We start from the raw sequence: 12,602 nt of genomic DNA, 5'->3' as shown, positions 1-12,602 counted from the left end.
TCAGCTGTGGAGATGCGTCAATTCAAACGCGGCTCCGTCCTGGACGCCGGCCATGCGCTGCTCGGCCGACCGGAACATGTCCGCGAACTCCACCTCGTTTTCGAACACCACGCCGCCGACTTTGACCGTCAGGGTATCCTCGGTTCCTTTTGGTGCGAAATAGACTTGCGCAATACGCGCCCGGATACGCTCGCCGATTTCCCTGGCTTCTGCTTCGGTGGCCCCTGAGAGGAAGACCCCGAACATCGAAGTCCCTATGCGTCCAACCAGATCCTCCGCGCGCACCGAGGATTGTATGGTTGAGGCTACGAGCCGCAAAGCCTCGTCGCCCCATTCAAGACCAAAGCGCAGGTTGATGGACCGCAAATGTTCCGAATGGATGACCAGGAAGGCACCCGATCCCGGACCCGGCGTCGCTGGCCTTGCTGTTCTTCGTTCGACCATCGACGTGAAGACCGCTCCGTTCAGGCAGCCTGTCATGGTGTCGAAGGTTGCCGACTTGTCGAGTTCCCGGCGATAACGACGAAGCTCGATCTGCTTCAATCCAATGAACAGAAAAACCGGAACACCAAGGACAACAGGCAACAGGATTGCCGTGACCATGCTGCGCCCAAATGGCGTCAGCGCCTCCGAGAACAGGAGCAGATAGTTGAGGCCGATGGAAAGGGCCAGGATACCCGTGGTTCCCAGAAAGGTCAGCCAAGTGACGCCTTTCCATGCCTGGGCGGTGGTGGTCGCCATCGTCTTTGTCACTGGCCGATCTCCTGTGGATGGGCTGGTATAGGGCCGGTGTGTTGCAATTTCAGTTTCAAGGAACCTTGCAATTTAATCGATTGCGCGATGACCCCATGAAAGGCTGCGGACGAAATTGGCTTGCTCCCAATGCATGTCGCCCAAAAGTGACCTCGGTTTTGGGAAAACGACATGCATAGAAAACAAAGACCTAAAGCGCGTCGCCTGAATCCGTTAAATGGATTCAGGCGACGCGCTTTAGGAAAGCTGCGCCCGTGACGGTTAACAAACAAAATATCAGGGGTTGAATGGCCAGCTATTGTGCCGGACCGAATATGCCCATCTGCGCGTTTCTGGCTGTCGCCTCCGCCTTGCCGTAGATGCCGCTCGGCAGAGCAGTGGCCCAGCCGTTGGAGACTAACCAGGCGCCGACATCCTGCTTGCCCAGGCTGCACGGTGCGGCAATGGCAAAACGCTCGACCGCCGGCGGCACGGAACATTTCAGCCCGCGTCCCCTTAGCCAGGAATTGAAAGCGGCGCGTGCGCGCTGGCCGCAGGGCCAACTGACCTCGTGGAACGAGCAGGATCTGTCGAGATCGATGCCTTGCACCCCGCTGATGACAACCTTCCGGCCCATGGATTCGAACATCGCCGACGATGTGGCAACCGGGCGGTAGAGCAAGACCTCCCGCCAATCTTCAGGCAGCGGCGTTTTCAGGGGCACGGCGAGACCGAGCTCGCTGAGTGGCGGACGGGGCTCGGCCCGTTCGATCTCCGCGGGATCAAGCCGTGGCGGAGCGATGAGGTCTTGTGCAACCTTGCGTGCCGGTTCTCGGCGCTGTGCGTCGGCAACGGGGGCAACCGGCCGGATTGGCTGCATACCGTCAACATCCTTCGAAGGGGCAAGGACAGGCCTATCGACCGAAAGCAAAGCCCGGGCCTGAATGATCAGCAGGACTCCGGCCAGAAGCAACAGGCTTCCGAGCGCGATCGCCAAGCGGCTGCGGCCCGGCCCGCCCATCAGCTCGAACAGCTTCTCAAGGAGTCACGCCGGTCAGAAGCCCGACGTTGATTTGGCAACCAGCTTGAGCGCACCTTTTTCAATCCGATAGAACGGCATCGATCGTTCGCTGGATCCGTCGGCCCGAAACCGAAACAGGCCGGTCGACCCACGAAACCCGTTTGGATTCTCGAGAACCTTTTTGCTGAAGCCATCAGGCCCGACCGCGCTGGCAATCCCTGCAGTCAGGGCAACCATATCATAGGCGTAGGCCACATTGACGTCGGCCGGATAGTTGTATGTCGTCCTGAAGCGGTCGGCGATCGGTCCGGTTTCACTCGGATCGAGCGTGGCGATATATGCCCCCCCGAACAGCGGATCCATGGGGTGTTCCAGCCAACGGTTCGTTCCGACGACGGAGATGGTCTTTCCCGGAATGCCCTTTGATTTGAGGGCGGCAAGGATAGGCGACGGGCTGTCATTGCCGCTCGCAACGATGACGGCGTCGGGATTGTCTACGAGTGAGCCCATTTCGTCGACCGCCTTCGCGCCACCGTCACCGGCCGAATACGGGAGAGTGACCGCGAGCGTCGCGCCATAGATGCTGAGGCTGTTGGCGACCCGCTTCTCCATGGCGCCGGCGTCTGGGCCCTCCGCGACAAACAATACGAACTTCTTGCTGCCTTTCGCAGCCAGTCCCGCGGCGCCCGCCGCGGCGCTGTCCGCTTCGCCAAGGAGCACGGCATAAACCCCGGCGCCGCCGGCGAAATTATCGGCAAGCGCCAGGACCGGTGGCCGCTTCGATCCAGACAGCGTGGCAATATGCTGGGCTGCCGGCAGTTCGGTCGGGCCGATCACGACCTTCGAGCCCGTCGTTATGGCCGTTATCGCCATTTTGCTGGCCAGTGCGCTGTCGCCTTTGGTGTCTTCTACCGTCAGCGTAAGCAATCCGTTGCCAATATCCGTCATCGCCAGCTTGGCGGCATCCAGCATCTTCCTGCCGTTTTCCCCTGCCGTCCCGGCGGCGGACAACGGCAGCAACATCGTGATTTTTGTCGAACCGGTACCCAGCGACTGGGTCGCTTGGACCGGGCCAGCAACAGCGGCGCCATTCTGCCCGGCAGGCACGGTAACCGCCGCCGGATCGAGCACTTCGGAAACGCCGCCTTTCGACTGGCAGCCAGACACCGTCATGGCGAGCGCAAAGGCGATTGCCCGTGTCCGCGGACAGTGGACCTGTCGGCCAGCTTCCATGATTGCTCCAACCCTCTGTGCCGCCGGGTATTCTTCCCGGTCTGATCTTCAAGCCATGTTACGGCGGACTTGCTGTGCCGTCTGCATTTCTTTAGCCATCGAAAAGCCTGGCTCTGAGCGCCTTGATCTGTCTTGCCTGCCCGGCACTTCGATAGTCGGCGCATTTCATGTATCGCGGCCCGGGCACGAACAGGCGGCGCACGCAAACGCCCTTTCCCTGGGCAGGGGCTCCACCTTCTCCTCCTGGCGAAAATGCGGAAAAGCCGAATGTCGCCACCGGCAAAGGCCCGGTCACTTCAATCCCTTCCCTTGCCAGGATTGCCCGTGCACGTTGGCAGTAGCGGACCGAAAGGGCCGAGAACCGGCTTTCATTGTGCCCGGCGCGATACTTCATGACGGTGGTACACAGATCGCCGGCGGCGAGCCTGTTGGCCTGCGCAAGATATTTGACCCCAAGCGCGATGTTGGTCGCTGGCGCGCTCAGATCGTCCACGGAACCTCGAAAGCCGAGCATTCTGGCCGTAGCCGGCATCACCTGCATCAGGCCGACTTCGCCGTCGGCGCCCTGCACGCCGGGATCGAACCCGCTTTCGATCTCCATCACGGCATGCGCCAGCATCGGCTCCAGGCCATAGATCGATGCCTGACAGCTGGCGAACGCCTTGAATGTCTGCCGGGTCCACTCCGTGACTGCGTCACAGTGCACCGGCCGCGGCAGATGGGACGACTGACGTTGTTCCACGAACGGTCGTTCCAGCCAGTTGGCGTGGGCCAGCGTGACAGTGAGGCCAAAGCCGACGAACGCGATCGCGCCTGCGATCGCCTTCAAGAATGATCCGTCGGCTGTCATGATGGCCAACAGGCGTGGGTTCGCCTATCCAGTCAGTTCATGTACTCGACCATGCGATCGTGAAAACACTCGCATTTGTTGAGGTAGTCTTCGTCTTTGTAGTTCGTCTTGAGGTAGCCATAGGCCTTGCCGCAAGCGACCTTGGCCTCCGACGCCCAGACGAACACGGGACGCGACGAGTGGATCCACTCCGAGCTGTTGGCGACGGCGACCGACTCGTCCATCAACTTCACCACCTGCTCCCTGAGATCGACGATGTTGTCGTTCAGCACCAGGTTGGACGTCCCCACGACACGGCAATAGTCGCCCGTCGGACCTTCGATGATGTCGGCGGCATAACCCGTCGACCCGACTGCCAGCAACAGCGTCGCAGCGGAAACCAGCAGTCTTGCAGAACGTTTCATGTTGAGCTCCCCTAGATATTAGCGATGTATAACATAGTCGAGTGGCCGCGCGCTATGCCGTTAGATCGTGGCTGTGTGCTGTGTGTGTGCCGTGTCGTCGTAAAGTATGTTGATGGTGCCGGACGTGGCCGGTCCGTTCTGCAGCACGGCCACGTCAACGAAACTGGCCGCATTGCCCGAACCATCGGTGTCGACGCTCAGCGTCTTGGTGCCGGTGTCGTAGTGCACGTAGTCGGCGATGGTCCCCGCAGCCTTGTCGAACAACGCAGTCAGGTCGATCTGATCTCCTTCTCCTTTATTGTAGTCGATGATGAGATCCTTGATATTCAGTTCGAGATGATCGAGCTTGAACGTGTCGGCGCCGGTGCCGCCGGTAAGCGTGTCCTGGCCGAAGCCTCCGATCAGCAGGTCGTCGTTGGCACCGCCGTTCAATTGATCGGCTCCCGAGCCACCGAAAAGCGTGTCATTGCCCGCGAGTCCGTTGATGATGTCGTTACCGGACGTCCCCGCCATTGCCTCGTCGCCCGCCGTCCCAGAGATCGGGGTACCCGCCGGGTGTTCGCCCAACGTCGTGATCGACAGGGTTTGATTAGCCGAATGATCGCCATCCCCGTCCACACCTGACACGGAGAAATTGAACGTCTGGTCCGACGGCAAGATAAGCTTCGAATAGCCGAAATTGTCGAACTTGGCTTTGCCTTCCGTGACGGTGAACGTGATGGAGGTGAAGTCACCTGTCGGATCGATGGTAAGCAAGCCGTCCACGGAGGTCGTGGCGGTGCCCGTCAGACCGGTATTGGTCGTGTAGGTCATGGTGAAAGCACCGGCAGCCTCGTGCTCGACGAAGAAGTTCAGCTTGTCGATTGCTGTTGCGAAGTTGATCTGGAACTGCTCTCCAACATCCAGATTTCCATTTTGGACGCCAAAGCCATTGCTCGTCGGCTTCAGCTCTTCGGCGTTGCCGATGCTTCCATTGCCGTTCGTATCGACCGCCTTGAACGTAGCATCTCCCAAGGTGAACTGTATGGTGCTCGCACCACCAGACACGCCGCTGAAATCGAATGTCTGATTGGCAACGGGGCGAGATTCGATCAAAGTAAATGTATAGGTTCCGTCCGCACTGACCTTCAGATCGAAGAAATTCGATCCACCTGCCTGCGCAATGAGATCCGACGAGCCATCGGCATTGTGGACGACAGGCAGATATGTCAGTCCGCTGATATTGGTCAGCGGCATGATCTCGATCGACTGCTCGCCATCGGCGCCGAAGGCAAGGTCGTGCGTGCCAACCACAACATTGTTGTCTTGATTAGCGACGATACCATTCGTGATATGTGTGAAGGTTGGCGTGTCGTCGTTCACCTGCACCATTAGCGAGCCGTTTGCCGTATCGGAGTCACCGTCCGTGACCGTGAAGCCGATCGTCACATTCATGGTCTCTTCCGTCGTGCCGACGGTGGGGTGCACCAGCGGTTCCGACAGAGTGAAGGCGTAGGAACCGTCCGGCGCAACGTCGAGCACGAACACTATGCTGCCCGAGATCACACCAGTCGCGGTGAGGATCGTGTGTCCAGCATTCGTCGCCGTTGTGTATTGCACGCCCTCCTGTGCGGCGAGCCCGCTTGGGGTCTTGTAGATCGCCATTACATTGGGACCGGCAAAGCTGAGTGCTTTCAGGCCGTCCGCGCCAGCCGTAAACAGCGACCCCGCGCTGCCCGACAAGACTTTCGCATCTGCGACATCGCCCGTCCCGCCCGGATTGCCAGCAAACAGCGCCTGCGCATCGTCGTCCAGTACGGGTGTTGCCGCCACGACTTTCGCAACCGGGATGTCGTCGTCGACGGTCACGGTCAGCGTGCCGGTCGCGGCCGTGGCCGCCGTGTCGTCGGCGTCGTAGACCTTGTAGCTCAGGTTGAAGCCGAGATTGTCCTCGGTCCCCGCCGTCGGATGCTGGACCGGCGACAGCAGCGTCACCGTATAGGTGCCGGTGACCGCATTGGTCAGGTCGACCTGGAACACATTGACGCCGCCGGCCGACGCGATGATCTGCGTGCCCGCTCCGTTCGCCGTGTAGGTGTAGGTGGTGCCGTTCACCGTCTCCGAGCCCGACACCAGCGCGATGTGGCCCGCGCCGTCCGCACCATAGTTGTGCGTCAGCGTTCCGGGCTGCGCGCTCGGCGCATCGTCACCCAGAGCGTTGTCGTTGTTGCCCGTCGCAAGGTTGTCCTCGTCGACCAGCGTTGCCGACACACCCGCCGTCGCATGGTTGTTGTCGCCCGAGAAGGTGAACGACAGAACCGCCTGCGAGGTGTCCCCGTCCGCGTCCTTCATCGTGTAGGTGAAGCTGTCCACCGTCCCAGCCGGCACCGACGCCTTCGGGGTATAGATGTAGGAGCCGTCGCCGTTCAGCGTCAGCGTGCCATAGGCCGTCACGATCGGATTGCCAAGCGTGCCGCCCGTCACCGCCGTCACCGTGCCGGGCTGATCCGCACCGACATGGTCGTTGGCCAGAACACCAGTGGCCGCAGTCGCCACGATCGCCGCGCCGCCTTCCGTCGCGGCCTGACCGTCATTCACCGCAACCGGGATGTCGTCGTCGACGGTCACGGTCAGCGAGGCATTGGCCGTGTCGTTGTCGCTGTCGGTGACCTTCACCGCGAAGTTTTCCCCGGTCGCCTGGTCGGCGGCCCCGGTCTGGTTGGGATCGGCGTTCGCCACGTTGTTCGAGAGCGTGTAGCTGTAGCTATAGACACCGCCGCTCACGGTCACCGTCAGCACGCCGTTGACGCCCTGGACCGTGCCGCCAGAAGTGACATCCACCAGGGTGCCGTTCTTGTCCATCACCTCGAGCTTCTGCAGTGTGTCGCCGCCCGTCGTGATGTTGAACGTGCCCGCCGTGGTTTCCGATTGATCCGAGTTCAAGGCCGGGTCGGCAACCTCGCCTGTTCCCGCCGGCAGGCCCTTCTCGTCGACAACCGCGGTCGCGTTGACCGACGGCGTCCCACCATCCGGCGTCACATCGATCGTCGGCGTCGAGTCCTTCAACAGGTTGATCGTCACCGTCGCCACCGACGGGTCGCCGTCGCCGTCAACGATCTGGTACTGGAACGTCACCGTCCCCTCCTCGCCGGCAACCGGCGCGTAGGTGAAGGTGCCGTCATTGTGGTAGGTGACCGTTCCGGCGCCGCCGTTCAGCGAGTTCGCCACATAGCTCACCTTGGTCGGATCGGTGATGGCCACTCCATCCGCGCCAGGCACGTCGTTGGCGAACACGTTCACCGTCACAGCAGCGTTCTCGGTCGCCTGCGTGGCACTGTCATCATGCGCCGTCGGCACGTCGTCGACGATGTTGATGGTGAGCGTGGTGGAGGCCGGGTCGCCGTCGGTATCAACCACCTGGACGGCGAAGTCGTCATGCGTGGTGTTGCCCGAGGTGTTGTCCAGCAGCGTGTAGGAATAAGTGTAGCCGGTCCCCGGCGTGCCGGTGATGGTCAGGTCGCCATACTGGCCGTGCACCAGGATGCCGCCGGCCGCGTTGGTCACCTCGATCTGGGTGTTGTCCTTGTCGGTCACATAGAGGTGGCCGATCGTGTCGCTGCCCGTGGTGATGTTCAGCGAGCCCGTCGCCGTCTCGCTCGGATCGCTGTTGTTGGTGCCGTTGTTGTCGGCAATCTCGCCCGAACCCGCCGGCTCGATACCGCGCACCGCAAGGCCCGCTTCGTCCACCGCGCTGTGCCCCGAGGCATCGGGAGACTGAGGCGTCACATCGATCGTCGGCGTCGAGTCCTTCAGCAGGTTGATCGTCACCGTCGCCACCGACGAATCGCCATCACCGTCGATGATTTGGTACTGGAACGTCACCGTCCCTTCCTCGCCGGCAACCGGCGCGTAGGTGAAGGTGCCATCATTGTGGTAGGTAACCGTTCCGGTGCCGCCCGCCAGTGATCCCGCGACATAGCTCACCTTCGTCGGATCGGTGATGTTCACCCCGTCCGCGCCGGGCACGTCGTTGGCAAACACGTTCACCGTCACGGGCGTGTTCTCGGTCGCCTGCGTGGCGCTGTCGGCAACCGCCGTCGGCACGTCGTCGACGATGGCGACGGCAAAGGTGGTGCTGGCCGAATCGCCGTCGACATCCGTGACAGTGATGCTGAAATTATCCGGAACCGTGTCGTTGGGATCGAATCCGTCCGTGTGCTCGGGATGAGTGACCGATTCGGTCACCGTGTAATTGTATTCGATGGCACCGGTGCTCGGATTGTAGGAGACGATCGTCAGGAAGCCGAACTGCCCCGGGATCTCCTGGCCGACGGCGGTGACGGCGACGCCGTTGATGATGATTGACCCAATTCCATCCGGTGCGGTGATGTTGATCGTTCCGATGCCGGAGGTTTCCGAATGGCTCGGCGCGTCGCTGCCGGGCGATTGAGCCGGACCGCCGTCAAGGCCGGTTTCGCTGGCAGCCTGGTCCGGGCTGAGCAAGGACGTGGCCACCACTGAAACCTGCCTGTCGACGATAGACGGGAAGAGTTCGCGGCGATCCAGAAGCCCAAACTGCAAGGCAGTCGGGGGCAGCAGGGCCGACAGGTCGAACCCATCGCCGATGCCGCCGGGGGGAACCGAGAAGTCTCCGCCTGCGCTCGAGTTCGAACCGCCAGGGCCGGCCGAGATGGAACCGTCGGCACCGAAGGCGACATCGACATGGCTGGCTTCCAGCGCTGCCAGCAACGCAACGCGCGGCACCTCGACGTCGCCAATGATGAAGGTCGGCACGTTCAAGGCGCCATCCTTGATCACGATCACCGAGCCGTCAGCCTGTTCAAGCACAAGGTTATGGCCGTCGACCTTGATGTTGTCGATCGAGACGTTGGCTGGAAGCCTTACCACGTGGCTGGCGTCGGCCACATATTCGTGCGGCGCAGCTGCCGGCGGTGCCTTTGCTTCCGCGGGGGCTTCTGGTTTGACAGGCGCTCCGCCGCCGACATCGACCGGCACCGGTTCGGACGCTGCCGGTGCGGCCTGCTGCGTCGAATTTGCTTGTGCGACCTGCATCTCTGCCGGCGATGTCTGACCGCTGTGTTCATTGGACGCGGAATGCTCGTTCAAGGAACCCGAAAAACTGTCCAACTCGATATTGGTCGTCATGGCTGAAACCCCTCCGATATTTCCCGGAAAGAGACAGCGGCCACTTCTACTTTGCAACAGTCCCGAAATCTATTTCATATATTCCGATATGCATTGATCGGCATTTTTTACACGTGGTAAACCTCAAACATATAACCTGATATATGTTGGCTTCCGTGCGGCTTACTTGGCGGATGGCAGGTCGGGGTTTTCTGGTAAATGAAAGTATAAAATTGAATAAAATTTTATAGAAAATAGACGTAGTGATTTGCGAGAAAGTTATCCACCTTCCTTTCCAATAATTTGAGACAAGATTGGTAGCGTCCACAGTCAAAGGTGGGCGTTATGAAAAAACAAAAATCAGCCCCGGGAAAAACCGGGCTCCAAGTGCTCCTGATGGCAATCGGGCTTGTCGGCCTAGCCGGGCCGTCATTCGCGAACGCAGTTTCGAGTGATGTCGCTATCGGCACGCCTCTGGAAAAGGCCCAGACGCCGCCCTTCCTCGGTGGCGTTTCGCTGGTGAGATCCCAGCCCTGGCAGCCTGCGGTCGCTTACCGGATCGGCATGGTGACCGGCAGCTATGGCGCGGCGGTTGCCGACCGCGGCGACGGCTCGTCAATGGCACAAGGCGAGGCCGGCATAGATCCGGTGCAGACGGCGTCGATCATTCCGGGCGTGTTCGGATCGGTTGCCTTGTCGATGCGCAATTTTCCCGTCGCGGCGCGCTGGGCACCCGTCTACCGGGCCATCACCGCCTGCTCGGCAGGCAGCCCCTGCGAGCGCAAGAGCGCGGCTTTTGCCGGCATGATCTCCGCCGCTCAGGGCAAGGGATTCAGCGAGAAACTATCTTTCGTCAACAGCAGCGTAAATCGCCTGATCGCCTACAGGAAAGACAGCGTCGTCTACGGCAAGCTCGACTATTGGGCAAAGCCTTCGGAGATTCTCGAGCGGCGCGCCGGCGACTGCGAGGATTTTGCCATCCTCAAGATGACGGCTCTGTTGAGGGCCGGCATTCCAACGCAAAGCATGGCGCTGGTTGTTCTCCAGGACCGCAAGCGAGGCTTCTTTCACGCTGTGCTGTCGGTGAGCACAGGCAGCGGCACCTTCATTCTCGACAGCCTCAGCAACAGCGTTGTGCGCGATAGCGATCTCCCGGATTACGTTCCGCTCTATTCGTTCAGCACCGACCGGGCCTGGATCCACGGCTCAAGACCGGGCGGAGCCCAGATGGCCGACATCAAAGGCGGTTTCGCAACCGTCGCACCTGGCGAAGGTTTTCAGCCATAGGTTCTCGTTAGGATTGGCGGTGCATTCAGCCGCCGAAGACGAACGCCATCAGCAACTCCGGCTCGACCACCGGGGCCCGCACCGCATTTAACTGCCCTCGGTATCGACGGTCACCGGCGCCGATGACAAAACCGGTCGCCACCGGCGCTTCGCCGTTGGCATCGAGCCGCGCGAATATGTCGGCCACATTGAGGTCCAGCGCCAGCTTGAGATCGTGCCGTGCATCATCGCTTGGGGCTATGGGCAATTGACGCTTGACCAGCTGCTGGAACGGCGCGTTGAACGACAGGATCTTCTTCGACGATGCCAGGGCAAAGGCTGGTGACGGGCAAGCGACCAGTATGGCGTTGATGGTATTGATCGACGCAAGCCTTCGCAAAGTCAGGTTTTCGTCTCCCAACCCACGCATGCAAGCCACCCTGATCGCGGATGTCAGGTTCCCTGTCTGCGCCTGGCTTTCGGCGATCTCGTCGATGAGCATGCCGATCGTGCACTTCCTGCTTTCAGCCATCTGTTTCAGCGACATCCAGAATGCCCGCTCCAAACGGATGCCGCGTCGTATGCCGCCACGTGCCACAACCCGAAATTCCAGCCCAAAATCCTGGGCCGTGACCGCAGGAAGCAGCCGCTCGCCATCGGGATGATGAAAGCTCGCGCTACCGCTCACTCATCGCCTCCTCACGCGCTTTGTTGATCGGCTTCAAGAGGTAGTGCAGGATCGTCTTGCGCCCGGTCTTGATGTCGACTGAACAGATCATTCCGGGGATGATCGAGTAGGCCTTGCCGTCTCTCTCAAGTGTCGATTTGTCCGTCGACACGCGCACCTGATAATAGGGTTCCCCTGTCTTCTGATCGACCAGGCTGTCGGCTGTGATATTCGAGACCTTGCCCTCGATGCCGCCGAAGATCGAGAAATCGTAGGCGGTGACCTTGATGAGCGCTTCCTGGTCGGGGCGGATGAACGCGACATCCCGTGGCGAGACCCGTGCCTCCACCAGCAAGGTCTCGGAGGTTGGCACGATGCCGGCCACGACGGCGCCAGGCTGGACGAAGGCGCCGACCGTGTTCAGCTCCAGCGTGTTGACGATGCCGTCCACCGGAGACCGGATATCGGTGCGCGCGACCTTGTCGGTCGCCCCCCTTATGGTTTCATCCACCACCGAAAGGTCCGCCAACGCCTGGGTAAGATCGTCCAATGCCTCCTGCTGCAGCTGCAGGCCGAGCTCTTCGACCTGAAGCTGGGCTTCCGTGATCGACGATTTGATCTTCTTTATTGTTTCGCCGGCCAGGTTCAGCTGGCCGTTGAGTTCGGTCTGTTCGCGCTCCACCCGGAGCTGCTCGGTCCTTGCCATAAGGCCTTTCTTGACCATCGCGTCGACCAGTTTTGCCTCCTGGTCGCTGACGACCAGGTTCTTGGTCAGACGGTCGGAATTGGCCACCGCCTCGGCCAGTTCCCTCTCGCGCTGATCAAGGCGTGACTTGAGCACGGACAGCTTGTTATCGAAGTTCTCGCGTCGGGCGATGAGCAGCTTCTGTTCATTGTCGCAAATCTGCGGAGCGACTGACTGAATGTCCGGCGGGCACGGGAATGGTCCCGAGAGATTGCCGGCCTGTTCGTATTTCAGCCTTGCTATGCGCACTTCCAGCGCACGCGCCTTGGCCTGCTGCTCGCCAAGGCTGGACGTGTTGAGCGTGTTGTCCAGGCGGATGATGAGATCGTTCTTCTTGACGATCTGGCCAATCGTGACTGCGATTTCCTGCACGACGCCGGCTTCGCTCGCCTGAATGATCTGGGTCTTGGAAGCGGGTATGACCTTGCCGTCGCCGCGTGCGATCTCATCGACCTCGGCAAAGGACGCCCAGGCGACAAAAACGACGAAGAGCGCTCCGATGATGAATATGGACGCCGACGCAAACAGCGGCGGTCGATCTTCTCTGGCAAGCATTTCCC

9 protein-coding genes are annotated in these 12,602 nt (G+C 60.8%); 1 reads left to right on the top strand and 8 read right to left on the bottom strand.

The annotated features are described in order from the left end of the window. The 6 genes from FCU66_RS37870 to FCU66_RS37845 all read right to left on the bottom strand — a co-directional run bounded on the left by FCU66_RS37870 (position 1) and on the right by FCU66_RS37845 (position 9,385). Positions 1–753 (bottom strand): GGDEF domain-containing protein, encoded by a 753-nt coding sequence (locus FCU66_RS37870; protein WP_136616615.1) that lies wholly within the window; start codon positions 751–753, stop codon positions 1–3. Between the two features lie 295 nt (positions 754–1,048). Further along, positions 1,049–1,729, bottom strand: a complete 681-nt coding sequence (locus tag FCU66_RS37865; RefSeq protein ID WP_246094187.1) for a thermonuclease family protein — start codon at positions 1,727–1,729, stop codon at positions 1,049–1,051. Positions 1,730–1,786: 57 nt separating this feature from the next. After that, positions 1,787–2,986, bottom strand: coding sequence for a type 1 periplasmic-binding domain-containing protein (locus FCU66_RS37860; protein ID WP_136616617.1), 1,200 nt, complete (start codon positions 2,984–2,986; stop codon positions 1,787–1,789). 91 nt (positions 2,987–3,077) lie between these two features. Continuing rightward, on the bottom strand, positions 3,078–3,836 hold the full coding sequence (locus FCU66_RS37855; protein ID WP_136616640.1) for a lytic transglycosylase domain-containing protein: 759 nt from the start codon (positions 3,834–3,836) through the stop codon (positions 3,078–3,080). Between the two features lie 32 nt (positions 3,837–3,868). Beyond that, positions 3,869–4,240, bottom strand: a complete 372-nt coding sequence (locus FCU66_RS37850; RefSeq protein ID WP_136616618.1) for a hypothetical protein — start codon at positions 4,238–4,240, stop codon at positions 3,869–3,871. Between the two features lie 60 nt (positions 4,241–4,300). After that, positions 4,301–9,385: a beta strand repeat-containing protein gene (locus FCU66_RS37845; RefSeq protein ID WP_136616619.1), complete on the bottom strand. Its 5,085-nt coding sequence runs from the start codon at positions 9,383–9,385 to the stop codon at positions 4,301–4,303. Positions 9,386–9,760: 375 nt separating this feature from the next. On the opposite strand from FCU66_RS37845, the gene FCU66_RS37840 reads away from it, so the two are divergent. Beyond that, a complete protein-coding gene (locus FCU66_RS37840; RefSeq protein ID WP_425462887.1) occupies positions 9,761–10,651 on the top strand; it encodes a transglutaminase-like cysteine peptidase in 891 nt (296 codons plus the stop codon). Between the two features lie 25 nt (positions 10,652–10,676). Here FCU66_RS37840 and FCU66_RS37835 read toward each other — a convergent pair whose 3' ends face one another. Together FCU66_RS37835 and FCU66_RS37830 are read right to left on the bottom strand one after the other, a co-directional pair. Then, positions 10,677–11,318 (bottom strand): ribbon-helix-helix domain-containing protein, encoded by a 642-nt coding sequence (locus tag FCU66_RS37835; RefSeq protein ID WP_136616621.1) that lies wholly within the window; start codon positions 11,316–11,318, stop codon positions 10,677–10,679. After that, complete coding sequence (locus FCU66_RS37830; protein WP_109659510.1) at positions 11,308–12,597, bottom strand: HlyD family type I secretion periplasmic adaptor subunit; 1,290 nt, start codon at positions 12,595–12,597, stop codon at positions 11,308–11,310. Before FCU66_RS37830 ends, FCU66_RS37835 begins: the two co-directional genes overlap by 11 nt. Positions 12,598–12,602 lie beyond the last annotated feature (5 nt).

It is taken from the genome of Mesorhizobium norvegicum (assembly GCF_004919685.1).
Classification (GTDB): Bacteria; Pseudomonadota; Alphaproteobacteria; order Rhizobiales; family Rhizobiaceae; genus Mesorhizobium; species Mesorhizobium norvegicum.
Note: the sequence above shows the minus strand (reverse complement) of the source record. Positions and strands in the feature narration are given on the sequence as shown.

Coding starts and splice junctions, on each gene's coding strand:
- FCU66_RS37860 (WP_136616617.1), bottom strand. CDS start 2,986: ATGGAAGCTGGCCGACAGGTCCACTGTCCGCGGACACGGGCAATCGCC.
- FCU66_RS37855 (WP_136616640.1), bottom strand. CDS start 3,836: ATGACAGCCGACGGATCATTCTTGAAGGCGATCGCAGGCGCGATCGCG.
- FCU66_RS37850 (WP_136616618.1), bottom strand. CDS start 4,240: ATGAAACGTTCTGCAAGACTGCTGGTTTCCGCTGCGACGCTGTTGCTG.
- FCU66_RS37845 (WP_136616619.1), bottom strand. CDS start 9,385: ATGACGACCAATATCGAGTTGGACAGTTTTTCGGGTTCCTTGAACGAG.
- FCU66_RS37840 (WP_425462887.1), top strand. CDS start 9,761: ATGGCAATCGGGCTTGTCGGCCTAGCCGGGCCGTCATTCGCGAACGCA.
- FCU66_RS37830 (WP_109659510.1), bottom strand. CDS start 12,597: ATGCTTGCCAGAGAAGATCGACCGCCGCTGTTTGCGTCGGCGTCCATA.